20 protein-coding genes and 1 pseudogene are annotated in these 25,271 nt (G+C 50.6%); 9 read left to right on the forward strand and 12 right to left on the reverse strand.

The features are described from left to right. Window positions 1-22: 22 nt before the first annotated feature. Window positions 23-1,063 carry a type II secretion system protein GspC gene (gene gspC, locus AAGC78_RS20235; protein ID WP_435785920.1) on the reverse strand — a complete coding sequence of 347 codons (1,041 nt, stop codon included), beginning with the start codon at window positions 1,061-1,063 and terminating at the stop codon, window positions 23-25. Between the two features lie 556 nt (window positions 1,064-1,619). On the opposite strand from gspC, the gene AAGC78_RS20240 reads away from it, so the two are divergent. The 4 genes from AAGC78_RS20240 (at window position 1,620) to AAGC78_RS20255 (ending at window position 5,702) form a co-directional block, all read left to right on the forward strand. Continuing rightward, window positions 1,620-1,865: an exodeoxyribonuclease VII small subunit gene (locus tag AAGC78_RS20240; protein WP_435785921.1), complete on the forward strand. Its 246-nt coding sequence runs from the start codon at window positions 1,620-1,622 to the stop codon at window positions 1,863-1,865. After that, window positions 1,865-2,752: a polyprenyl synthetase family protein gene (locus AAGC78_RS20245; protein WP_435785922.1), complete on the forward strand. Its 888-nt coding sequence runs from the start codon at window positions 1,865-1,867 to the stop codon at window positions 2,750-2,752. The genes AAGC78_RS20240 and AAGC78_RS20245 overlap by 1 nt, the downstream gene beginning before the upstream one ends. Before the next feature lie 74 nt (window positions 2,753-2,826). Then, window positions 2,827-4,737 carry a 1-deoxy-D-xylulose-5-phosphate synthase gene (gene dxs, locus AAGC78_RS20250; RefSeq protein ID WP_435785923.1) on the forward strand — a complete coding sequence of 637 codons (1,911 nt, stop codon included), beginning with the start codon at window positions 2,827-2,829 and terminating at the stop codon, window positions 4,735-4,737. A 71-nt stretch (window positions 4,738-4,808) separates the two neighbouring features. Continuing rightward, window positions 4,809-5,702 (forward strand): chemotaxis protein, encoded by an 894-nt coding sequence (locus AAGC78_RS20255; RefSeq protein WP_435785924.1) that lies wholly within the window; start codon window positions 4,809-4,811, stop codon window positions 5,700-5,702. Between the two features lie 5 nt (window positions 5,703-5,707). Here AAGC78_RS20255 and AAGC78_RS20260 read toward each other — a convergent pair whose 3' ends face one another. Further along, entirely contained in the window at window positions 5,708-6,598 is an 891-nt protein-coding gene (locus AAGC78_RS20260) for a LysR family transcriptional regulator (protein ID WP_435785925.1), read from the reverse strand. A 143-nt stretch (window positions 6,599-6,741) separates the two neighbouring features. On the opposite strand from AAGC78_RS20260, the gene AAGC78_RS20265 reads away from it, so the two are divergent. Continuing rightward, window positions 6,742-7,851: an S-(hydroxymethyl)glutathione dehydrogenase/class III alcohol dehydrogenase gene (locus AAGC78_RS20265; RefSeq protein WP_435785926.1), complete on the forward strand. Its 1,110-nt coding sequence runs from the start codon at window positions 6,742-6,744 to the stop codon at window positions 7,849-7,851. A gap of 48 nt (window positions 7,852-7,899) precedes the next feature. Next, window positions 7,900-8,760, forward strand: a complete 861-nt coding sequence (fghA, locus tag AAGC78_RS20270; protein WP_435785927.1) for an S-formylglutathione hydrolase — start codon at window positions 7,900-7,902, stop codon at window positions 8,758-8,760. A 312-nt stretch (window positions 8,761-9,072) separates the two neighbouring features. Here the strand turns inward: fghA and AAGC78_RS20275 are convergent, their stop codons facing one another. From AAGC78_RS20275 to AAGC78_RS20285, 3 genes are all read right to left on the reverse strand, one after another. Further along, the gene (locus tag AAGC78_RS20275) at window positions 9,073-10,290 is read right to left on the reverse strand and encodes an MFS transporter (RefSeq protein WP_435785928.1); all 1,218 of its coding nucleotides are present in this window, start codon (window positions 10,288-10,290) and stop codon (window positions 9,073-9,075) included. 80 nt (window positions 10,291-10,370) lie between these two features. Further along, entirely contained in the window at window positions 10,371-11,516 is a 1,146-nt protein-coding gene (locus AAGC78_RS20280) for a Gfo/Idh/MocA family protein (RefSeq protein ID WP_435785929.1), read from the reverse strand. A 141-nt stretch (window positions 11,517-11,657) separates the two neighbouring features. Next, window positions 11,658-12,710, reverse strand: coding sequence for a sugar phosphate isomerase/epimerase family protein (locus AAGC78_RS20285; RefSeq protein WP_435785930.1), 1,053 nt, complete (start codon window positions 12,708-12,710; stop codon window positions 11,658-11,660). A gap of 586 nt (window positions 12,711-13,296) precedes the next feature. On the opposite strand from AAGC78_RS20285, the gene AAGC78_RS20290 reads away from it, so the two are divergent. Continuing rightward, window positions 13,297-13,851 (forward strand): PEP-CTERM sorting domain-containing protein, encoded by a 555-nt coding sequence (locus AAGC78_RS20290; protein WP_435785931.1) that lies wholly within the window; start codon window positions 13,297-13,299, stop codon window positions 13,849-13,851. 74 nt (window positions 13,852-13,925) lie between these two features. Here the strand turns inward: AAGC78_RS20290 and AAGC78_RS20295 are convergent, their stop codons facing one another. Then, on the reverse strand, window positions 13,926-15,851 hold the full coding sequence (locus tag AAGC78_RS20295) for a RecQ family ATP-dependent DNA helicase (RefSeq protein WP_435785932.1): 1,926 nt from the start codon (window positions 15,849-15,851) through the stop codon (window positions 13,926-13,928). Between the two features lie 463 nt (window positions 15,852-16,314). On the opposite strand from AAGC78_RS20295, the gene AAGC78_RS20300 reads away from it, so the two are divergent. Together AAGC78_RS20300 and AAGC78_RS20305 are read left to right on the forward strand one after the other, a co-directional pair. Beyond that, window positions 16,315-19,362: a discoidin domain-containing protein gene (locus AAGC78_RS20300; RefSeq protein ID WP_435785933.1), complete on the forward strand. Its 3,048-nt coding sequence runs from the start codon at window positions 16,315-16,317 to the stop codon at window positions 19,360-19,362. 325 nt (window positions 19,363-19,687) lie between these two features. Then, window positions 19,688-20,473: a hypothetical protein gene (locus tag AAGC78_RS20305; RefSeq protein WP_435785934.1), complete on the forward strand. Its 786-nt coding sequence runs from the start codon at window positions 19,688-19,690 to the stop codon at window positions 20,471-20,473. A gap of 79 nt (window positions 20,474-20,552) precedes the next feature. Here AAGC78_RS20305 and AAGC78_RS20310 read toward each other — a convergent pair whose 3' ends face one another. The 6 genes and pseudogenes from AAGC78_RS20310 to AAGC78_RS20335 all read right to left on the reverse strand — a co-directional run. Then, window positions 20,553-21,410 carry a helix-turn-helix domain-containing protein gene (locus tag AAGC78_RS20310; RefSeq protein ID WP_435785935.1) on the reverse strand — a complete coding sequence of 286 codons (858 nt, stop codon included), beginning with the start codon at window positions 21,408-21,410 and terminating at the stop codon, window positions 20,553-20,555. A 235-nt stretch (window positions 21,411-21,645) separates the two neighbouring features. Then, complete coding sequence (locus AAGC78_RS20315; RefSeq protein WP_435785936.1) at window positions 21,646-23,121, reverse strand: OmpA family protein; 1,476 nt, start codon at window positions 23,119-23,121, stop codon at window positions 21,646-21,648. Window positions 23,122-23,315: 194 nt separating this feature from the next. Then, window positions 23,316-23,819, reverse strand: a complete 504-nt coding sequence (locus AAGC78_RS20320; RefSeq protein ID WP_435785937.1) for an RDD family protein — start codon at window positions 23,817-23,819, stop codon at window positions 23,316-23,318. A gap of 139 nt (window positions 23,820-23,958) precedes the next feature. After that, window positions 23,959-24,471 carry a M23 family metallopeptidase gene (locus tag AAGC78_RS20325; protein ID WP_435785938.1) on the reverse strand — a complete coding sequence of 171 codons (513 nt, stop codon included), beginning with the start codon at window positions 24,469-24,471 and terminating at the stop codon, window positions 23,959-23,961. Between the two features lie 41 nt (window positions 24,472-24,512). Then, window positions 24,513-24,845 (reverse strand): DMT family transporter, encoded by a 333-nt coding sequence (locus AAGC78_RS20330; protein WP_435785939.1) that lies wholly within the window; start codon window positions 24,843-24,845, stop codon window positions 24,513-24,515. A gap of 226 nt (window positions 24,846-25,071) precedes the next feature. Next, a pseudogene (locus AAGC78_RS20335) lies at window positions 25,072-25,271 on the reverse strand (hypothetical protein); the annotation flags it as partial.

Raw genomic sequence — 25,271 nt, forward strand, 5'->3', positions numbered from 1 at the left:
ATAAAACCGGATCACGAACACCTCACTTGAGCATTACGTCTAGGTTAACTGTACTACCACCGCGTCTGATCTCCAGATTCGCCGATGTGGCACTACCCATACTTTTGTATATTTCCATAATCTTACCGGGGCTGCTGAGCGGCACACCGTTAACTGCCGTGACTATATCGTCAGTCTGTAAACCGAGCGAATTAAACATCTCTGCATTTCGCCCAGGACGAATTTTGTAACCCACTACCTGCCCGCCTTCGCGATAAATACTCATCGCGACTACATCAGCGAGGGTTTTGCTCGCAGCTGCCATAGCAGGGTCAGCAGCGGCACGCGGGGAATCAACCACCTGGCTTTTATCGACATAAAGCGGAGGTTGTTGCTGGAAAGGAGGCGCTTCATAACCACCGGGAGTAGCGAAATTGTTACCACCCTGAGGATTGGTAAATGAGGTAGTCAGTTTGGGGGCATTAGGATCTTCTTTAAATAGCCACAAGGACTCGAAGGAACCATTGTTATTAATGATGACGCGCCCTTCCAATACCTTGGCTAATTTCACATTGTTGCCAGCGGGTAGAATATCGCCAACCGCATACACATCGGCACGTTCACCCGAGGCGATAATGGCACGCCCCGCTTTTTCTTCATTACTACCCAAAATGCCACGTAATATAAGATTGAGCTGAGTATCCGTTGCATTCGACTCTATCCCATTCGTAGATGCCTGAGCCTCAACTACCGGCGCCGCAGCCTCGGGCGAAGCGTCGCCAAAAGGAGACAAGGTTTTGATCTGCTGGATATTGACCGCATCCGCCGCTGCGGTAGTGCCAGTCTCTGTACCGGTAGACACCAAAGTCACCGATGCCGGTGGAATGGTTGGATTAGGGATAATTAACCAGAATAACCGCGCCACGCTATGCGCCAGCCAAATCACTAACAGCAGCATAATCAGCCACTGCCAACGCTGTAGCGATACCCGATTTAAGAGCGTAACAAGACGACGCAGCTGTTGTTCCAGCTGGGCAGTGCGCTGCTCAACGGCAGCCCGATGGGATATTAATCTGTCATGCATGGGTTTGACTGCGTCCTTCACACTGGGATCTACGACGGGATGAGCTGGCAATTGTCAGTCGTATCAAAAGCTTAGTGCGTTATCATTATCAAAGCTACGGGATTCTACTCCATCCATATTACAAAAGCGAAATACTGGCGTGAGAGTGCGAACTTACCGGCGAAAGCGAGTTTCGGCGCATTTTGGATGGTAGAACAGGGAAGAAGTTGCAGATTTAACGAAATATGCGACAAGAACCACAAAACACAGGGATTTAAAGCGAAAAACCCCGGTTGCGGGAGGGGGCAACCGGGGTTTTTACAGGATGACTGGCCAGACCTTGGCGGTAAACGTGCCTGATTCCATTTTACTCCTTGCTAAAGTCGCTTCCTGCGACAATCTCCAATGGTTGCCATTATTGATGAATCAGACGTCAGGCAATAGTGGCGATTTTCTGTATGTTTTGTAGGAAATATCTCACACGCATGCCAGTCAAAACGCCTGCAGTTTTGATCCAGCAGGTTTATAATCCGCCGCCGCACACTCAATCAAGCCAGTAACCCAGCGAGAAAACACCATGCCGCCCAAGAAAAAAAGTGTCGACTTTGAACAGTCGCTCAGCACCCTCGAAAGCCTGGTAAATCGCATGGAACAGGGTGATATGACGCTTGAAGAATCGCTGCAGGCCTTCGAGGCGGGCATAGCGCTCACCCGCGAGTGCCAAACCCGACTGGCCGCTGCTGAACAGCAAGTCAGTAAATTGATCGAGCAGCAAGGCAATATGAGCCTCGAACCTTTTGACGCAGATGAAGGCGATGAGTAATGCCACAGGATTTTTCCCAATTTGCCAGTGAATGTCGCCTGCGTGTCGATAGCGCGCTCGATCAATACCTTCCCGTTGGAACCGACCCCACCCAGCTGCGCGCCGCCATGCGCTACAGCCTGTTTAATGGTGGCAAGCGCGTGCGCCCGATTCTCGCCTACGCCGCTGCACTCGCGGTAAAACCCGGAATCGACCTTGCGCTAGTCGACCCAATAGCTGCATCAGTTGAGTCGCTGCACTCTTACAGCCTCGTACACGATGACCTACCGGCGATGGACGATGATGACTTGCGCCGCGGCAAACCGACTTGCCACATCGCATTCAATGAAGCCACCGCCATCCTTGCTGGCGATGGATTACAAACTCTCGCGTTTGAATTACTGACCAGCACCAATCTGGACAGCCGTGTACAGATCGAGCTGGTGCGCGCCTTGGTGCAGGGCTCTGGTGTAGAGGGCATGGTGTTAGGGCAAGCGATAGATCTGGCCGCCGTCGACCATCGACTTGACCTCGCGCAACTGGAAACCATGCACCGGCACAAAACCGGCGCACTTATCCGCGCCAGTGTCGCCATGGGTGCAATCTGTGCGGGCGCAGACGGACAACAATTACAGGCATTGGATAATTACGCAGCGGCTATCGGCCTCGCCTTCCAAGTGCAGGACGATATTCTCGATGTGATCAGCGATACCAATACCCTTGGCAAGCAGCAAGGCGCCGATATCGCGCGCAACAAACCGACCTATGTGTCCTTGCTGGGATTGGACGCAGCCAAAGCCAAAGCCAGTGAGCTGCATCGTCAGGCACTTGGCGCTTTAGAAGCTTTTGACGACAGCGCCGTGCATTTACGCCAATTAGCCAGCTACATAGTCGAAAGGTCGAACTAGCCAAGACTCCGGCAAGCCGCCTACAATATGCCCCCGTGAGCGGCTAACCGCACAACTATAAATGATGATTCTGAATGTATAACGAGATCCCCACCAGTCGCCCATCTACGCCTTTGCTGGACAGCATCGATAATCCCGCTGACCTGCGCGAGCTGGGTGAGAAGCAATTGCCGCAGCTGGCTGAAGAACTGCGCGCATTCTTGCTGTACAGCGTGGGACAAACTGGTGGCCACTTTGGCGCCGGCTTGGGCGTGGTGGAATTGACTATCGCGCTGCATTACGTCTACCAAACCCCAGAAGACCGCTTGGTGTGGGATGTAGGCCATCAAACTTATCCGCACAAAATCTTGACCTCGCGCCGCGAGCGCATGAACTCGATTCGCCAGGGCAATGGCCTGTCAGGTTTCCCAAAACGCGATGAAAGTGATTACGACACTTTCGGCGTTGGTCACTCCAGCACTTCGATCAGCGCCGCCCAAGGCATGGCAATCGGCGCCAAAATGGCCGGCAATGACCGCAAAGTTGCAGCGATCATCGGCGATGGCGCCATGACTGCCGGTATGGCGTTTGAAGCGCTGAACCACGCGGCCCATACCGCTACCGACATGCTAGTTGTGCTCAATGACAACAATATGTCGATCTCGCCCAATGTCGGTGGCTTCTCGACTTATCTGTCCAAAATCTGGGCAAGCAAGTTTTATAACTCCCTGCGTGAAGGCAGCAAACAGGTGCTGGGCAAAATCCCACCAGCATGGGAATTTGCACGTCGTACCGAGGAGCATTTCAAAGGTTTTATGTCGCCTGGAACCCTGTTTGAAGAGATGGGGTTCAACTATGTAGGGCCGATCAACGGCCACGATCTGGGCGATTTAGTGCTCTGCTTGCGCAACCTGCGCGAGATCAAAGGCCCCAAGCTGCTGCATATCATCACCCAGAAAGGCAAAGGTTTTGAACCAGCAGAGCAAGACCCGGTGGGCTATCACGCACTCAACAAGATCGAGCCGAAAAAAGCGGCGATTGGCGTAGTCGATGCACCGAAGAAACCCAAATACCAAGACGTTTTCGGCCAATGGCTGTGCGATATGGCTGCCGCCGACGAAAAACTGGTCGGCATCACGCCAGCTATGTGCGAAGGCTCGGGTATGGTTGAGTTTGCGCAGAATTATCCCGAGCGCTTCTACGATGTTGCCATCGCCGAACAGCATGCGGTAACGCTGGCCGCCGGTATGGCCTGTGAAGGGCAAAAGCCGATAGTCGCTATTTACTCCACCTTTTTGCAGCGCGCCTACGACCAACTGGTGCATGACGTCGCCCTGCAAAATCTCGACGTGACTTTCGCCATCGACCGCGCTGGCCTTGTCGGCGAAGACGGCCCCACCCACGCGGGCAGTTTTGATATCAGCTATTTACGCTGTATTCCCAACATGGTTATTGCCGCACCGAGCGACGAAAACGAATGCCGCCAATTGCTCTATACCGCCTATCAGCATCAAGGCCCTGCGGCAGTCCGCTACCCGCGCGGCACAGGCACTGGGGTGACGATTGAAAAAGCCATGACTGCTTTACCAATCGGCAAAGGCCTGCTGAAGCGCGAGGGCAAACAAGTCGCCCTGTTATGTTTTGGTACTTTGCTGCCCGCCGCGCAACAAGTTGCCGAGCAATACGGCTATAGCCTGTGCGACATGCGTTTTGTGAAACCCTTGGATGCAGAACTGATTGAGCAGATGGCAGCTAGCCACGAATTGCTGGTCACCTTGGAAGAGAATGCCACCGCTGGTGGTGCCGGCAGCGGTGTGTGTGAATACCTCAATAGTCGCGCACTCCTTGTGCCGGTATTGCAGCTGGGCTTTAACGATGAATTTGTTGAACATGCCAGCCAGAAACAACAATTGGCGAGTCAGGGATTGGATGCAAAGTCCATCGCCGAGCGTATTAATGTGCGCCTAAATAGCGCGCTAGCCGATACCAAATTGGCAGCACGCTAAATCAATCCCGGCAGCGCCAGCCATCTGACGCTGCTGCTTTTCATCCGTTTTACCTGTGGGAGCGTTGTACCTTGCCATCCACCAAAGCAGATCATTCCCAGGGACTTCTCTTATTCCGCCTGCACAACCAGCAGGTGTTCGGCTTGGGTACGCTCAAAATCCAGGAGCTGGTTCCCTTTCAACCTGTGACCCCAATGGTCAACCAGCAACCGGGCATTTTGGGTGCGCTGAATGTGCGCGGGCAGACCATGCCCATCGTCGATCTGGCCGCCGCCATTGGCAAAGGCGCCACCCCCAAAGAGGCGCTGGCCAGCAGTTTTATTATCATCACCGATGTCCAGCGACAAAAAGTCGGGTTTTTGGTGCGCCAGATAGAGCGCATTGTCGATGCAAACTGGCGCGATATCAGCGCACCGGATAAGTTTCTGGGTAACAGCATTTACATCACCGGCGTTACCCGCGTGGACAACCAATTGGTGCAGCTGCTGGATGTGGAAGTGATCATGGCGCGCCTTTTCCCGCTCGACCCCTCCAAAGCCACGGCAACCATTACCGATGTGGAGCGCGAGCAACTGCGCCCGATGAATATCTTGCTGGTGGATGATTCGCGCACCGCCCGAAAACAATTAAGCGATTCCCTCGACGCCATCAACGTGCGCTATCAGGTGACAGACGACGGCCAGAAAGCACTGGATATCATGCGCGCCGCCGCTAAAAGCGGGCAGCCAATTGATTTATTAGTAAGCGATATCGAGATGCCCGGACTGGATGGTTATGAGTTGGCGTTTGCCGTGCGCGACGATAAAAGTCTGGTAGGTGCCTACATTATTCTGCACACATCCCTGTCCAGTAGTATCAGCGTCAGCCAGGCACGCCAAGTCGGCGCCGATGAAGCACTCACCAAGTTCGACGCGCGCGAATTGATCGACGGTATGCTGCGCGGCGCAGCAAAAAAAGCCCGCTGATACGATCATCCCAATCCCGCCATACCACCCGCAAATCGCTCGGCAAGAAAATCGATAAACAACCGCACCTTCGGCGCCAAGTGGCGCTGCTGCGGATAAACTACCCAGACTCCTGCATCAGTAAAGCGATATTCATCAAGCACTGCGACCAATCGGCCATTAGCCAAATATTCGTCCACGTAATAATCCGGCAACTGCGCCAAGCCCAAACCTTTGAGCGCAGCATCAACCAATGCGGGGCCGGAGTTAGCCTGCCAGTTACCATGTACGACCAAATCCTTGCGCTGCCCTTGTTCTTGCAGCAGCCAATAACCGCGCGTGCCTATCAGACAATTGTGCCGCTCCAGATCGGTGAGGGTTTGCGGGGCAGATACGCGCGATAAGTAGTCGGGCGATCCCACGATAAATTCTTTACGGTCGCACAAGCGCTTGGCGATCAGCGTCGATTCGCGCATCACCCCCATCCGGATTCCCAGATCAAACCCCTCTTCAATCAGCTCTACCTGCCGGTTGCTAAAATACATATTCACTTTGAGCTGGGGATAAAGCAGTTGGAAATCGTTTACCAAGGGGGCGATATAGCGGTCACCAAAGGTGGTTGCGGCGGTGATTTTGAGCAGGCCCGTCGGCTGGCCTTGATGATGTTGCAGCAGGGATTCCGCCTCACGCAGGCCATCAAACAAATGGCGGCAGCTGTCGTAGTAGAGCTGCCCGGCGTCGGTCAGACGGATCTGGCGCGTGGTGCGATACAACAATTGTGTACCCAGCTGCAGCTCCAGCTGACTCACTAATCGACTTACATGGGAATTGGATACTTTCAGCTCGCGCGCAGCGGCCGCAAAACTGCCAAAACGCACCACGGCGATGAACGCCTCTACCCGCTCCCAATGTTGCATTGTTGCTCCAGTGCAATAATTAAGTGATTTTTAGCCAGCTTATTGCCAGCCAAGCACTAGTCTACACTTTGCACCCAATAAAATCGCATCCGTTAGTAACTGACGCGACTGCCCCCATATCCTCATTACACTCAGGAGCCTTCATGAAATCACGCGCCGCTATCGCCCTCGCCGCCGGTAAACCGTTGGAATTAGTTGATATTGATGTACAGGGCCCAAAGGCCGGCGAAGTATTGGTGCGCATAGTCGCGACCAGCGTTTGCCATACCGATGCCTACACTTTGTCCGGCGCTGATCCGGAAGGCGTATTCCCGGCAGTACTCGGCCACGAAGGCGCGGGCATTGTGGAAGAAGTCGGCGAAGGCGTGACCAGCTTGAAAGTAGGCGACCACGTAATTCCGCTCTACACCGCCGAATGCGGCAAGTGTAAGTTCTGCTTATCTGGCAAAACCAACCTGTGCGGTGCCGTGCGCGCGACCCAAGGCAAAGGCTTGATGCCGGATGGCACTACCCGCTTCTCGTTCGAAGGCAAACAACTGTTCCACTATATGGGCACCTCGACTTTCTCTGAGTACACCGTCCTGCCGGAAGTATCACTGGCAAAAGTATCCAAAGAAGCACCGCTGGATAAAATCTGCCTGCTCGGCTGCGGCGTTACCACTGGTATAGGCGCCGTGATCAATACCGCCAAAGTGACTGCCGGATCGACCGTGGCAGTGTTTGGTTTGGGCGCCATCGGTCTTGCAGTAATTCAGGGCGCGCAGATGATGAACGCCAGCCGCATCATCGCCATCGATGTAAACCCGGATAAATTTGAACTTGCCCGCCAATTCGGCGCGACCGATTTTGTTAATCCGAAAGACCACGGCGCGCCTATCCAGCAAGTGATTGTGGATATGACCGATGGCGGCGTGGATTACTCATTTGAATGCATCGGTAACGTGAACGTGATGCGCTCGGCGCTGGAGTGCTGCCACAAAGGTTGGGGCGAATCGATCATCATCGGCGTCGCCGGCGCCGGCCAGGAAATCTCTACCCGCCCATTCCAGTTAGTGACCGGTCGCGTATGGAAAGGCTCGGCATTTGGCGGAGTAAAAGGCCGCAGCCAGCTGCCCAGCTATGTAGAGCGCTACATGAATGGTGAGATCAAAATCGACGAGTTTATTACCCACGATATGCCATTCAGCAAAATCAATGAAGCTTTTGATTTGCTGCATGAAGGCAAAAGTATCCGCACGGTTTTGCACTACTAATCAGTAAAACAATCGTCCGCATAACCACCAGCATCGAACGGAATAATCATGAGTATTGCATCGACAGAAACGCTGACAGAAATTAGTGCCAACAAAAGTTTTGGTGGCTGGCTGAAACGCTACAAGCATTCGTCCAGCAGCTTGAAGTGCGACATGATTTTTGCCGTTTATTTGCCGCCGCAAGCGGACACGCAAAAAGTGCCGGTGCTCTGGTGGTTATCGGGCCTGACCTGTACGGATGAAAACTTTATGCAGAAAGCAGGCGCCCACAGGGTCGCTGCTGAATTGGGGATCGCGATTATCTGCCCCGATACCAGTCCGCGCGGGCTGGATTTGCCGGGCGAACACGACAGCTACGATTTTGGCTCGGGCGCCGGCTTCTACGTTAATGCAACTCAGGAACCTTGGAAAACCAATTACCAGATGTACGACTACATCACCAACGAGTTACCTGAGCTGGTAATGGCAAACCTGCCGTTCAATGGCCGCGAAGCAATCAGTGGCCACTCCATGGGCGGACACGGCGCACTGGTATTAGCGCTGCGCCAACCGGATCGCTATGCCTCGGTATCGGCGTTTGCCCCGATCACCAATCCAAGCAATTGCCCTTGGGGTGAGAAAGCCTTGACGGGTTATCTGGGCACTCAACGCGGCACATGGGCGCAATACGATGCCTGCAAACTGGTTTCAACGCGCCAATCGCGGCAGGAATTATTTGTCGATCAAGGTGACGCAGATAATTTCAAAACCGAGCAACTCAAGCCCGAGCAACTGCAAGCTGTGTGCGCGGAGGTCGACCACCCACTGATTTATCGCAGCCATGCAGGTTATGACCACAGCTATTTTTTCATCGCGAGTTTTATCGAAGATCATTTGCGCTATCACGCCAAACATTTGTTTAACGATTAGAAAACGAATGCGGGAAAGTAAGAAAGTTCAAAACAGAAGGGTGGAGCGGCGTTGTTGCGGGGGCGGTGGAAACTCAAGTCCTTTTGAGCTCACTAAACCACTCACTCATATCATGGTCATGCGAGTTCTTTATACACCCGGATTTTGAAAAACCCCAATGCGTCCATTGGCAAATGTGACGCACTCCCTATATTTGTCACCGAATACATCAACTTATTACAAAGTATTACAGCAATTATGTGATTGGCATCAAATGCAACCCACAAAAAAGGCGCCCTTTGGCGCCTTTTTTGGAATAACGGAAATGCTCACTTATTTGTGGGCAAAACGCTTGCGCAGGACAAACAGCACACCGAACGCAACGATCAATACACCGGGGATCATCGCCAAGTTTTGCAAAGTCGCCTGACCTGCAACCAGCTCAATCGCATCGCCAGTTACGCCACTCTCGATTGCATCTTTCTTGGCTTGATCCAACCAGCCACCAATCACCGGGTTCCACATACTCACCGAGAACATGCCTGCACCGCCGATCAACGACATACCCAGCGCGCCGGTTTTAGGCATATATTCGCTGGTAAAGCCGATCATGGTTGGCCAGAAATAAGTAACGCCCAAAGCGAATACCGCTGCCGATACATAGATCATGTAGCCAGATGCCTGGCTCAACAACAGCAAACCAATAGTGGTTACCACTGCCGACATCACCAACACACCCGCCGGGTTGAATGCGTGTACCAATGGGCCAGCAAAGAAGCGCCCTAGAGCCATCAAACCTGCGGTCAATGCCAGAATCATCATCGGGTGAACATCAGAGGATTCGAAAATACGACCTACCCATTGCTGCGCACCAAACTCTGAAATCGAAGTCATGGTCATGCACACGAACATGAAGATAAACAAGGGCGTGAACAGCGCTTTAATATTGGTAGAGGTTGAGGTTTCCGAGTTGGCTGCTTCCGGGAATTTCTGGCCCAAAATCATCCAGCCGTAAATTGCCGTCGGGATAAGCATCACTGCGATCTGCAATTGCCAGCCGAGACCCAGCTTGGTCATCAATGCCGACACCAAAGAACCAATTACTATGCCTCCAGGGAACCACACGTGGAATTTATTCAGCATCGCCGTTTTGCGGGTGTGATAAATATCGGCGATCAATGGGTTACAGGCTGCTTCAACAGAACCATTTGCAAAACCGATGAAGAAACTGGAGAGCAACAGGGTCCAGAATCCGGTAGCGCTAATGGTTAAGAGCAAGCCCAGCACATGGCAGGCGAATGCCAGATATAACAGCGTGCGCGCACCAATGTAGTTATAAATAAAACCACCAAACAGCATTGCGATGGGGAAACCCAAAAACGCCATGCCGTTAATCCAGCCGAGTTCGGTGTTGTTGAAATTAAAACTAACGCTGAGCTCAGTCAAAATACCTGCGCGAATCGCGAAGGTCATTGAGGTCACAATCAGCGCGATACAACAAGCAACAAATAAGCGTTGCGGATTAATCGTGGATACCGTTGTAGTAGTCATTCTTGTTTGTACCTTTTGTTATTGTTAATCGCTTGTAATGAAAACGCGGCGAAGCCGAACGCCGCGTCGGTGAAAATACATTAAACCAGCGGTGTCCAAACACCATCTTGCTGGCTTGAGGTTAGCACGGCGTTGATAAAGCGCATACCTTCAACACCGGTATCAATATCCGGAACCCAGTGCTGCAGGAAGTGTGACTCGCCCGCTTGGCGCGCGACAAGAATATCAGCGATATCTTTATACACGTTGGCGAAAGCTTCGAGATAGCCTTCTGGATGTCCACCGGGTGTGCGCATGCCGCGCGCGGCAATATCGCTACCAATATCACCGCGACGGGTGACGCGTTGACGCGGTTTGTTCAACTCGCAGAACCACAATTCGTTTGGATTTTCTTGTGCCCACTCGATGCCGGCTTTCTCACCATAAATACGGATGCGCAAACCATTTTCACAACCCGGTGCAACCTGGCTGCTCCACAACATACCTTTAGCACCGCCATCAAAACGCAACAATGCGTGCACGTTGTCATCGACCGGGCGACCATCAACAAAGCTGGCAAGGTCTGCGCTCACCGCAGTCACTTTTTGTTGTGTAATAAAACGTGCGAGTTGGAACGCGTGAGTGCCGATATCACCCAAACAACCAGCCGCACCAGAGCGCGCTGGGTCAGTGCGCCATGAAGCTTGTTTGTTGTCATCGGCAGCAGCCTCGGTCAACCACTCTTGCGGATATTCCACTTGCACTACACGCAATTTACCGAGCTTGCCTTCAGAGACAATTTCACGCGCGTAACGCACCAGCGGATAAGCGCTGTAATTGTGGGTGAGCGCAAAAAAACAGCCGCTCTTTTTCACGATTTGTTCAAGCTCAAGCGCTTCTTCCAGCGTGCGTGTTACTGGCTTATCACAAATCACATCGATGCCCGCTTCCAAACAAGCTTTGGCAACCGGGAAGTGCATGTGGTTAGGCGTAACAATTACGACCGCTTGAATACCATCAGCACGAGCTTTTTCAGCGCGCAACATTTCTTCAAACGAGGTGTAAGCGCGATCGGCCGCGATATGCAAATCTGCAGCGGAGGCTTTGGCATTTTCCGGATTGGATGAAAGCGCACCGGCAACCAATTCAAAGCGGTCATCGAGACGCGCTGCAATACGATGAACCGCACCGATAAACGCACCGCGACCACCACCGACCATGGCATAACGAATTCTTGGAGTTGTCATTGTTGGAATCCTGAAGTTTTTATTTGATGGAATCCCCTCCCAGCCTCCCCTTTTTCAAAGGGGAGGAGTCTTACCCCTTACTTAATTGCAAGGTGCAATCTGCCCCCTCCCTTTGCAAAAGGGAGGGCTGGGGAGGGATTTTTATAAACCTAAAATCCGGCGATTTTTAGCATCATCAACGCCGCTTTTTGCGAAGTCATCAAACGCACGCTCAGTCACTTTAATAATATGTTGCTGGATAAACGGTGCACCTTCTGCTGCGCCCACTTCCGGATGCTTCAGGCAGCATTCCCATTCCAACACCGCCCAACCTTCATAATTGTAGGCGGCGAATTTGGAGAAGATTTGTTTGAAATCCACTTGGCCATCGCCGAGTGAACGGAAACGACCTGCGCGATCTACCCAACTTTCATAACCGCCGTACACACCTTGTTGTGCGCTCGGATTAAATTCCGCATCTTTCACATGGAACATTTTGATACGCGCGTGATAGCGGTCGATGAACGCGAGGTAATCGAGTTGTTGCAACACAAAGTGCGACGGATCGAACAAAATATTTGCGCGCGGATGATTATCTACCGCTTTCAAGAAGCGCTCGAACGTTGCGCCGTCATGCAGGTCTTCGCCCGGATGAATTTCGTAGCAGAGATCAACACCGGCTTTATCAAACGCATCCAAAATCGGCAACCAGCGGTTAGCCAATTCTTCAAAACCTTTTTCCACCAAACCGGCAGGACGCTGCGGCCATGGATACAAATACGGCCACAACAATGCGCCCGAGAAAGTCGCGTGCGCAGCCAGGCCAAGATTTTTACTCGCCTGTGCCGCCAACAACAATTGCTCAACCGCCCAAGCCTGACGCGCTTTAGGATTGCCGCGTACAGATTCCGGCGCAAAGCCGTCAAACATATCGTCGTAAGCCGGATGAACTGCAACCAACTGGCCTTGCAAATGGGTCGACAATTCAGTCACTACCAAACCGTGTTTGGCCAGTGTTGCCTGGAATTGCGCGCAATACTCGGTGCTTTTTGCGGCTTGCTCCAGATCGAATACACGCTTATCCCAAGTGGGGATTTGTACACCTTTAAAACCTAAACCTGCCACCCAACCGGCGATGGCATCAAGGCTGTTAAAGGGAGCGGTATCACCTAAAAATTGGGCCAAAAAGATGGCGGGACCTTTGAGGGTTTTCATCGTAGTTCTCCGGGCGTTGCGGGACGCTGTAGTCCGTGTCGTTGTAATTGTTAGGTCAGCCCCGTAAAACAAGGCCAAAACCTATAAATATAAGATTTATTATTTCAGGCGCAAGACTTTATGCCATGTCGCTTTAGGGCGCGATACTTCAAACAGTTATTTACACTTCAAATTACATTTTCACTTATGTTGACGAGGGCGCCGTAACGGCGGACAAAATTGTCGCAAACCAAGGCCATCCGCTGCCGTTTACACGGCGTAAAAGAACCTGCTTTTCCGTGGTAGAAATACGGCGAACCAATAAAGCAGACATATTGCAACGCTACCCTGCCACAAAGGTTAAGAATAGCCCGTCAAAAAAATATCATCGCTTTGGGGCAACTGTAAAATCCGCCGTTTTTTGGCGGTAAAATCGTCGAAAAGCCTTACAAAAGCACACCTTGCAAAACCTCAATATTGTTGATTATTGCGCCAAATCAAGGCCTTAAGAATTTGGCCTCATTATTGCTATTTGTCATGTGTAGACATTTGGATAGAAGCTCTGACTTCTAGACATCACCCTAAAAAAACATGCGGAATAAGTATTATGAAATTACTGGCTAAAATTGCCTCTGTTGTAGCAGCTTGTGTATTGAGCACCTCTGTTTTCGCCCATCCAATTGCAGTCAACGGCACTGAAGGTTTATCTGTTTTCGCCTCTGGCGGCAATGTTGTTGCCAAATACGAAGGTAACTCAGCTGGTTTCAGCAATGATTTGCTGCTGAACCTGTCGTTCATCTTCAACAATCACGCGACCGCCGTTGGTGATACTTTGGACTTGGGCAACTTCGCCGCAGGTACCGAGCTGATATTCCAACTGCATGTAAACGACAACGGCGACAACTGGTATACCGGTGCTGCTAGCCGTAATGCTGATGGCTTGTTCCACGCGCGCGTACAAGAGAACTGGAAACCAGGCGTTACCCTGGTGAGCTTTGAAGACCTGTGGGGTGTTCCGGAAGGCCAATACGGTTACAACGACCTGAGCTTCTCTTTCACCAACACCCAAACCACTCCGATATCTGTTCCGGAATCTTCTGGCCTGATCCTGATGTTGTTGGGCTTGGTTGGTCTGGTTGCTACTCGTCGCAAAAAAGCATAATTCGCTTTAGCGACATTAAAAAGGCTTTGCAGGTAACTGCAAAGCCTTTTTTGTTTATGCTGGTTTTGTCACGCCTATTGGCGATGCGATGCCGCCAATATCACCGCAAAAGCGACTTCCGCCAAGGCACCAAATGCCGGATTGGATTTCAGTGTCGAACGGCTGGTGGCCGGGCTGGGTAAGCCGCACAGGAACCGAGCTAACTGGCGCGGCTGCCGCAATACCGCATGCTCTTCACGCTGAACATTCGCAATAACATTTTGCTGCGCGGGTGTGAGCGACACAGCAGCAGGCAAGTTGATTGGTACGAATAAATTACTGCGGCAGTGATTACAAATCCCGCAGGCTTGCGCCTCTGTCTCACCAAAATATTGCATCAACTGTTGGCTCAAACAGGCGGGATTATTGGCAAAGCCCAACACGCTGTGAATACGTTTGATATCGCGCGCTTCGCGTTCGGCAAACAATTGATTTAAATGCGCGCAGAGTTGCGTTAACTGCTCAGCGGAATTGATCGTTTTATTATTCAGATAGCCCAAACGCAGATTAGCTACAGTTAATTCAATCCAGCCTTTTTCCGCCATGTAATCCAGCGCTTTGGTGATTCGTTCTTTGGGTTCGCCAAGCTGCATGGCGATGGTCAGCATATCCAGCGATAGCCACTTGCGCCCCATCCGCCCGGCGGAAAAAAGTCGCTGCAAAAATTCTGCGCGCGCCTCGTCAAATTGCGCGAGGATAAAATTTTTATCCTGCACAAACTGGATTTTATATTCGATATAAAACGGGCTTTGCGCACTGATGACGTTTTGTAATTCCAGATAGGTCAGCGCGGTATTTAATACCAGCGGGCGCAGATCAAACTGCTGGGATAATTCGTAGGTAGAAATATCAAACACATCATCAAACGCTAATAAATATTCTACCAATGCACGCAGACTTTCTGCGGTAGGTGTATCGCCGTAGGTAAAATTTTCCAGCACGCGAATATCATCGCCCACCGCTAACATTTCACACAGCGACGGATTACCATCGCGGCCGGCGCGGCCAATTTCCTGCACATAGTTTTCAATCGATTTCGGGAGATTGAAATGGTAAACCGCGCGGATATTACTTTTATCAATGCCCATCCCAAACGCGATAGTCGCGACTACCACTGGCACTTCACCATTCATAAATTGGTTTTGCACCTGCTCGCGCTCATCGTCTTTTAATCCCGCGTGATAATGCGCCGCGCGCAAACCTGCAGCGTTAATTGCGGCCGCGACATCTTCAGCGGTTTTTTGCAGGGTGACGTAGACAATAGTTGCAGCATCGCGCGGGTGTTTGTGCAAACGCGCCAGCAGCACATCCATACGCGTATCCGCAGTGCAGGGGGTGACGCGCAATTGCAAATTGGGGCGCGCAAAACTTGTTTGTATATGGTGCCGCAGCTGGATCGCAAATTGCCGGCAAATATCGGCAGCAACACCGGGTGTTGCAGTGGCAGTTAATGCGAGCACTCGTTCAACGCGCAATTTTTTTGCGAGATCGGCAAGCAGTAAATAATCCGGCCGGAAATTATGCCCCCACTCGGAAATACAGTGCGCCTCGTCAATCGCCAGCAAACTGATTTTTAATTGACCCAATCGCTGCACAAAGCGCTCATTCTTCAAGCGCTCGGGCGATACATACAATAATTTTAAACTGCGATTGTGCAGTGCATCGTAAATTGCCGCTGTCTCGTCTTTACCAAGCGACGAATCCAGCCTCGCAGCGGCAATACCCAAAGCTTGCAGCGCATCGACTTGATCTTTCATCAACGCAATCAATGGCGACACCACCAAAGTCAAGCCATCGAACATGAGTGCGGGCAATTGATAGCAGAGGCTTTTACCGCCGCCGGTAGGAAAAACCGCTAGTGCTGATTGGCCTTGCAGAAGCGCATTGATAACGGCTTCTTGCCCGGGGCGGAATGCAGGCAAGTTAAAACGGTGTTGCAATAGTGTTAACGCGGTATCCATAAATGTTTCCGTTGTGATTAATTAATCTTCCATGAAGTGAAAATAGTAGTGACGCAGCCAAGTATCATAAACGTTTAGGCTCGATTTAGGTTTTGTTCTTTGCGGGTTGCAGCACCTGAATGCTCTTTTCCTGCGCCAACACATTTCCCACTTTTTACTGCGCGCGTTTGTTTAGCGAAAACCAGATCCGGTTTATCTGGGTTTAGGGCGACAAAAAATCGTGTAGCTCTTTGCGTTCAATCGAGCGCGACACGCTTAATCACTTGATTGGCAATGATTTTTAACCCGTAGTCCTGTTGCGCATTAACCGAACATCGCAAATTGCGTTCGATGTAATTGGCCGGACGACATTTTCTGTTGCGACTCTAGAATTCCCCGACGTCATTGCCATGTGCGCCAGCACAGCAGTTAGTGGTGACCACACAATTTCCTTTACATAACAATAATGCCAGGAGTATTCACCATGTCAGAGCGACATATGTTGCGGCTGGGCGCGTGTGCGGCGCTAATAGCCATCATCTTGTTATCCCACCTTGCCCTTGCCCAACCGGTGCAGGCGCAAACCTTGTTATCGCAAGGCAAAACGGTTACTGCCTCCAGCCAGGAAGGCGGGCTTAGCCCTGCCATGGCGGTCGATGGCAACGTCGGCACCCGCTGGGGTAGCAGCTTTAGTGACCCACAATGGATTCTGGTCGATCTGGGCGCGGTAGCGACTATCAATCGCGTCCAGCTGAACTGGGAAGCGGCTTACGGCAAGGCTTACCAGATACAGGTCTCCAGCAACGGCACCAGCTGGACCACGCTTTACTCAACCGCCAATAGCGACGGCGGAGTCGATGACATCACCGTCAATGGTTCCGGCCGCTATGTGCGCATGTACGGCACTGCTCGCGCCAATGGCTACGGCTATTCGCTGTGGGAGTTCCAGGTATTTGGTTCGTTTGCGAGCCAGGCGACTTTGTTATCCCGAAATGCGCCAGTGGTAGCTTCCACTCAAGAAGGTGGATTTACCGCGGCAAGTGCGGTGGATGGCATCGCCAATACCCGCTGGGGCAGTTCGTTTACCGATGCGCAGTGGCTTTATGTCGACCTTGGCTCAAGTGCCAACATCAGCAGAGTCGTATTGAACTGGGAGGCTGCCTACGGCAAGTCTTATCAGATTCAGGTGTCCGATAACGCCACCAGCTGGACCACCATTTTCTCCACCACCACTGGTGACGGCGGAGTGGATGACATCACCGCCAACGGCAGCGGCCGCTATGTGCGCATGAACGGTGTCGCACGCGCTACCGGCTATGGTTATTCGCTGTGGGAGTTTGAAGTCTACGGCAGCCGCAGTGGCGGGACTGGTTCGTCATCAACACCATCCTCAATCGCGCCATCGAGTTCATTGGCACCATCAAGTTCAGTGGCGCCTTCGAGCAGATCATCATCGGTAGCGACGACCTCATCAACAGCACCTTCGAGTTCATCTACAGCGCCTGTGAGTTCTTCATCGCTGCCGTTAATTTCTTCCTCGTCGCTAGCACCTTCATCGCGTTCATCATCGTCAGCCTCTTCAACTGACCAATGCACGGGTGTGCTGAATGCGCCGACCGGCTTGGCGGCAACCGGTGTTACCACCACTGGCCTGACGCTTTCATGGACTGCGCCCTTCACTTCGGTTCCGCCCTGCAATGCGACCGGCTATCGCGTTTACCAAAACGGCACCCTTGTGGCTTCGCCCACAGCGACCAATGTGGTCATCACCGGCCTGACGCCCAACACGGCTTACTCGTTTACTGTAGTGGCGATTAACCGCGTCGGCGCTTCACCGGCGAGCGCCGCTTTCCCGGTATCGACCGAGAGTGACAGCGCGGCGATTAACTTCGGCGTTAACACAACGATTTTCGATCCAGCTATGCCGCAAGCGCAGATACAAGCGAAGATCAACGAGATCTATGAGCGCCAACGCGACAACCAATTCGGCACGCCGCGCGATGCGATTATGTTCAAACCCGGCACCTACAATGTGGAGATCCCGGTCGGCTTCTTTACCCATGTGATTGGCTTGGGTGCGCTTCCGGATGATGTACATATCGTCGGCCAAGTGGTGTCTTATCCGGTATTGCCCAACAACAATTCGACGCAAAACTTCTGGCGCGGCATAGAGAACTTCTCGGTCACCCCACCGGGCGGCGGTATGCTTTGGTCGGTATCCCAAGCGGCACCTATGCGTCGCATGCACGTACGCAACAACAACCTCACCCTGCATTACTACGGTGGCTGGGCGAGTGGCGGCTGGCTGGCGGATTCCAAAGTGGATTACGACATAGGCACTGGCTCGCAACAGCAGTGGATGTCGCGCAACAGCCAATGGGGCAGCTGGACCGGCAGCCTGTGGAATATGGTTTTCCTGGGGATCGCCAATAACCTGCCCGGCGGCACTTGGCCAGCCTCGGCCAACACCTTTATCGATACCACTCCAGTAGTGCGTGAAAAACCCTTCCTCTATTTGAATGGCAGCAACTACGAGGTATTCGTACCTTCGTTGCGCACCAACAGTAAAGGGCTTTCATGGGCCAATGGTCAGTCAGCCGGTAGTTCACTGCCGATCAGCCAGTTCTACGTCGCCCGCGCCGGTGTGGATACAGCCACCACCATCAATGCCGCACTCAACCAAGGTAAAAACTTGCTGCTGACACCCGGTATTTACCCGCTCGCAGAATCCATCAAAGTGAACCGCGCCAATACTGTCGTATTGGGCATGGGCTACGCCACGCTGACGCCAACCAACGGCAATAGCGTGCTGGAAGTGGCGGATGTTGATGGCGTGACCGTATCGCACTTGATGGTCGATGCCGGCGTTGCTAACTCGCCAGTGCTGATCCGCGTTGGCGAAAATGGCAGTACTGCCAGCCACGTATCTAACCCGACGGTATTGCACGATATTTTTGTGCGTGTCGGTGGCAATGGCGTGGGCCGGGCGGGCGTGAGCTTGCTGGTCAACAGCAATGATGTGGTGATCGACCACACCTGGCTATGGCGTGCGGATCACGGCGACGGCGTTGCCTGGGATCTGAATACTGCGGCCAATGGCTTGATCGTCAATGGTAATAACGTATCGGCCTACGGTTTGTTCGTTGAGCATTATCAGGAATACCAGGTGCTCTGGAACGGCAACAACGGCAAGACCTATTTCTACCAGTCCGAGATTCCTTACGATCCACCAACGCAAGACCAATGGCGCAGCGCAGCCGGGGTAAACGGTTGGGCATCCTATAAAGTTGCCGATACTGTCACTCAACACGATGCGCGCGGCATGGGAATTTATGCGGTGTTCTTGCGCCCCAACGTGTTTTTATCGCGCGCGATAGAAACACCCACCTCGGCCAATGTGAAGTTTGAACATATGGTGACGGTCAACCTGACCAATGATGGCGGCATTCAACGGGTGATCAACAACACCGGTGATCCAACGCCACCAGGCATTGCGGTGCAAACACCGCGAGTGACCAATTACCCGCAATAACAATTTCTCCCCGACGACTGACGCCCTGCGTCAACTTACACCCCCGCGAGTATTTCTCGCGGGGGCTTTTTTATGGGCGCAAGTTTTCAATTTCCAACACCTGATAGAAAAGTGCCAGCTTTGCATTCAAAAGTACATTTTCGCCTCGACCAACCTTGGCAGAATCCCTTCGGGGTGACGGATTCGCGCATTCTGCGCTCAACCAAACACGCAATTACAAAAAGTGCCGCATGCAATAAAGCACTGCTAAAAATTGAATCCGCCAAGAGATGACCAACTAACAGGGATGCCATTTCCTTTCAAAAATAAAATTATCGAGGTCAGTATGAAATATCCAATGAGCAACAAGCCGTTCGCGCTGCTAAAGCGTTTCGCTGTTTTTACTGTCGCCTTGTGCGGCAGTTTTATCTGTTTGAATGTGCACGCGGTTAGCTGCAGTGGCTTGGCCGAATGGAATAGCGCCACCGCTTACAACGGCGGCAGCCAGGTTAAACAAAGCAACAAAGCCTACAAAGCTAACTGGTGGTCACAAGGTCACAGCCCCGCAAGTTATTCTGGTCAGTGGCAAGAGTGGACATTGCTCGGCAGTTGCGATGGCGCTGCGTCATCAACACCAGCATCATCAAAAAGCTCAAGCAAGTCTTCAGTTTCATCAAGTAAGTCGAGCAGCAAATCTTCTGTAGCATCCAGCAGATCAAGTTCATCTGTTGCGGGCAATGATTGCGGTGCAGCTTGGTATCGCGCCAACCTGACTAACTACGAATCCTATCCTGCACCAGGCAGTGATGAATGCGTAATTTATAACGGCTGCCTGTGGAGCGGATATTTCTACGGCATCTCTGGCAAACAACCTGAATCATGGGTAATGGCGAACAATATCGCTGCCGTGCATTTGAAAGATTGGAGCTGGATGGGCCTTAAAACTATCAACCTGCGTCAAGGAACTAAACGCATTACTGCAAAAGTATATGACGCTTGTGCTGACTCAGATTGCAGCGGTTGCTGCACCAATAACCTCGCTGGCGATGGCTACCTGATCGATCTGGAAAAATATACCATGCAACGCTTCGGCTCAGGCTCGGGCATTGTTGAATTCCAGGTGTGTAACTAACACACAGGAAGAGAAAATTTAAATCCAATCACTCTCCCGTGAGACGATTTATTGGCCGCTTCTGCGGCCTTTTTTATTTTTAGTTTTGTTGATAGCTGCGTTTAAATTCGCGCGGTGTGCAATGTTTGAGTTGCAAAAAACGGCGATTGAAATTGGAGATATTATTAAACCCACAGCGATAACTAATTGCCGAAACCGGAAAGTCGGTAGTCAATAATAATGAGCAAGCTTTTCCAACACGCAATTGGTTTACAAATTCGGTAAAGGTTTGCTCGGTACGCTGTTTAAAAAAGCGATGAAAATGATTGGTACTCATGTGCGCTAAACCTGCCATCTGCTCCGCACATAAATCGCTGGTGTAATGCTGGTGAATATAAGCAATAACGCGATCAATTTTTTCGGTGGCCGAATCCGCAAAACTTACCGGTGCGTAACCATCACTGGAAATCATTCGCGCATTGGAGTCGTCCAACATCAATTGGAGAATTTCCAACAGCCATAACAAACGCTGCATAGGTGTTGCATCCGCCATGGCTTCAAAACGGCTCTTGCATTGCTGTGCTGTTGCATAACTAAATTCAACCCCGCGTTTGCTTTTCAGGAGCAAATCACCCAGCGGTTTTAATTCCGGCATTTGCACTACCGCATCAATCCATTGGGTGGGCAATTGCGCGACGTAGGTTAAGTGTTGCCCCGGTGCAAGCAATTCCTTGGAGTGCCAGGTGTGCGGTAATTTAGGACCGAGCAAAACCAAATCCAGATCGGTGTAATTGGCAATGTTATCGCCAATATAGCGCTGCCCGGAGCTATTGAGCGTCAGGCAAATTTCATATTCAGGATGGTAGTGCCAGTTAAAAGGAATTTCATCGAGCGCATATAACCAATATCGCCACGACGAATTTTCGGTCGGCAAGACTTTTTCATACATAGGTTTCATGGCTGACTCCACAGACAATACCAATGCATACCAGTGCAATAAGCAACAGACGCTGAATTGACCAATAAGAGTTAGCTAGAGCTGCCAGTATCTTTATTGTGTGATGCGAAATTATTGGCAGTGATTATCAGACCAGAAATCCGGCCACATGGCAAGGAATCGGCCTTACAGAAATAAAAATCCCCGCACAGCGGGGATTTGCACCATATCAACGCGCGACCTGAATCAAGCTTGTTTATTTCAAGCGCTTAACCAACTCCACGCGGCGATTTTTTTGTTTGCCGGCATCGCTGGTATTGTTGGATGCAGGCGCATAAGGCCCAACTCCCTGCGCTTGTAAACGGCTTGCGGCTATCTGGTAATCCTTGGTTAAGCCTGCGACTACAGCATCCGCACGCTGTTTGGATAAGCTGACATTAGCAGCGCCATCACCAGTGTCGTCGGTATGGCCAACTACATACAGCAGCAAATCCGGATTACGTTTTAGCAGCTCCGCAATTGCATCCAGTGTTGGTTTGGATTCTGCTTTCATCGTAGCCTTACCAGTATCAAAATAAATACCGTAAATAAGCGCTTTACCTTCCGCATCAATTTGCTGTTTCAACTGATCCGCATTGACGGTGACCAAGCCCGTTTGCACTGCTTTTTCTTGCAAGATAATTTGCTGCAAGCCCACTTCATCTTCGTAGCCACCAATAAATATGGCAGCATAGACATTACCGCTACGCAAAGATTTTTTTGCCAACAAGTAATAGGGTTTGCGATACCAGTTATAAACGCTCTTGTCCGACGAAATCATTCCACCTAGCGAGCTTGCCTGCTTCTCTGTTCCGCAGGCTTCCAGTTCACACTGGGAGACAAATGTAAACCCGGCATTAAGCAATGCAGCTTTATAATTTTCATACACTTTTAATGTAGAAACATTTTGTATTTCATAAGTATGCTTCGCTAAATCTCCAGTCAGTTGCAGCGGAGCTTTTTCAGTGGCATTAGGTGCAAATGGTATATTTACCGTTTCTGTATCGACCTTGCTGTGGGTACGCAGTTTTGCACCGGGATAACGAGGCAACATCGAATGGTCTTTCGCTTTATCTTCTGCAGATAAAGGAGCAGCTGCAGTTGGCACAGCCGCTTTGCTCGCATAGGCCACATCTACTTTTATCAAACCAGCTTCCAATGGCTCTGCTTCAACTATCACCTGTTGCACACTGACCAAATCTTCATGACTCCCAACAAACCAGGCAACGAGGATTTTTCCTTTAGCCCCAGCCTTTTCACCCAACCAGTAATAGGGTTTACGGTATTCGTTATAAACACTGCCGCGCTCTGCAATCAGAGTTCCTAATGCAGCAGATTGTTTTTCATCGCCACAGGCTTCCAATGCACAGGAAAACACTTCTTTAAAACCCAATTTTTTAGCAGCCGCCAAATAGTTTTCGTAAACCTTTAGTGAAGATACATTTTCAATTTCGTAGTTATTCCAATACACATCACCAATAACATCCAACTTGGTAAATGCAGCAGGCTTCTTCGTTGTATCAACGATCGATGTAGGTAACGAAAATTTTTCGTAGTCATACATTTGGGCGCCGCGAGGTGTTGCGTTTGGATATGAAGAGAACAGTGGTGGGTCTAATTTGTAATCTGCGTATGCAAATTGGCCGACCAGTGCGGAAAGAATTACCCAACAAGACAATGTGCGCTTAAACATAACAACTCCTTGATTGATTCAATATCTGGGCACGGGGAATACACAAGACTAGCGTTTATCAATGAACAAACCATGAACGAATGTCTCAAAATGAACCGCAATAAGCAGCATCCTTAAAAACAAAAAGGCGCATCTATAATAGACGCGCCCTTTGTTTTATAAAAAACATTGATCGCTAAAAAGTTGCCCGCGAATCAGCATTTCACCACTTTGGTTTTAGCAAGAATGTCGTGAACACAGCGCTTCTCTTTGCCAAAGATAAACAGGATATTCACAAGGCTGAATAATTGGCCGACAACCGGAATTTGCCCCGGCAACATGTAAACCGCATAGCGGATCAACAGCTGCGGCTGAAACACCGGGACATTGCCATTCAAATCAACGATTTTTATTTCCAATACTTTCTTGCCAACGGTTTGGCCAGTTGCGATCAAAAACCGATAATTAATCACAAAGAACACCACAAGACCGAGCACGCCCATCCCCAGGGTATAAACAAAACCTGGCTGGACACCCTCCATCACGCCGTCAAACCCGCCTGTGAGATACATTACCGGCAAAAGAATAACCATCATAATAATAGAGTCGATAATTGATGCCCCCAAGCGCGCCCAACGGGATGCGAGCGGTGCATCACCTACAGCAACTTGATCAACTAATTGGGACTGTGGGGTACTGTAAACATTGTTGTCGCTCATAAATGCTCCTGCGTGTTAATGAGTTGGAGAAAAACTATATACCGACTAATGCATGAGGACTACAGCGACAAAGCAAAATTTTGAGACGTGTTGCAAATTTAATCTGCCGCGCATTTTACTGAGCACATTTAATTGCAACTTAATGTAACAATTCTGCGGCGGGATCGAGATAAAACATTTTCTTCCAACCTTGCGTCGAACTATCTATACGCCAGAGGTACGGAACGAGAGTTACAATCGAGTAATGCAGATGTGCAGGCTTACCTTTAGCATTGCCGGTATCGCCCAAGGCGGCAATCGGTTTGCCACTCCATACTGGCTCACCGATAAAAACAGAATCTGAATTCAAATGGGCGTAATAATGGATTCGCCATTTTGGCCCCAACACCGCAACTACTTTTCCACCGCGCGGTAGCTCGCCTGCAAAAATGACCATGCCATAAGTCGTCGATATTATTGGCGCATCCATCTTGCCAAAGATATCAATGCCTTTATGCACACCGGATTTACCCCAAGGCTCAAACCAAAATGATTGTGCGCTCCAATCTTTGGCTGATGCACCTTTCACGGGAATGACTGGAAATTCAGGCAAAAATAAAACGACGGCAAAAATCAGAAGAAATACTTTCAAGCCTTTCCGTTTAATCGCCATAGTATTTATCTGCCACTCCGTATGTTGGCTGCACGCAAAGCTTAATGCGCAACCGATTTGGAAAATACATTCATAATCAAAACACCAGTCAGGATAAATCCCATTCCCAATAGCGCCGGAAAGTCCAGTTTTTGCTTGAACACCAGAAAACCAATAATACTAACCCCAACAATTCCCACGCCCGACCACAAAGCGTAGGCAACTCCGACCGGAATTGTTTTTAAGGTAAGCGACAAAAAGTAGAACGCCAATCCATAACCAACCAACACCACAATAGATGGTGTGGTTTTAGAAAAACCCTCGCTCGCTTTCAACGCCGAGGTTGCAATCACCTCAGAAAAAATTGCAATGCCTAAAAAAAACCAACTCTTCATCGCCAGCACCTCGCTCATTAGTCCTTAAAAGATTGTCGCACTTGAAACAGGGAAGAAACAGTCTTGTGATATTTATAAAAGTCTGCGCACGAATGAAAAAGACCGATCTTTTGATCGGCCTTTTAAGTGACTCGTTAAAGATTTTCTTCACTCCCGCGAACCAGTTTAATATGAAGTCTTTCCGTCCTTCATGATTGCCTGGAGCTCCTTCAGCAGCTTTTTATCATTACTTAATGGACGCGCTTTCCCAAGGCTTGTACTTTGGGATATTTAACGCCAAACGATCTGACCATTGCCCAGCGTGCTGACGCTCACAAGCTTGCTCACTATCAAAACGTACACATTGTTTAATATTTTTTACGACTATGCCTACCTTAAGTAGTTGTTTTTGTATGGTTGCACGCAAGATTTCATCTTGCTTAAGCG

The sequence above is a fragment of the Cellvibrio sp. genome, assembly GCF_039207905.1.
Classification (GTDB): Bacteria; Pseudomonadota; Gammaproteobacteria; order Pseudomonadales; family Cellvibrionaceae; genus Cellvibrio.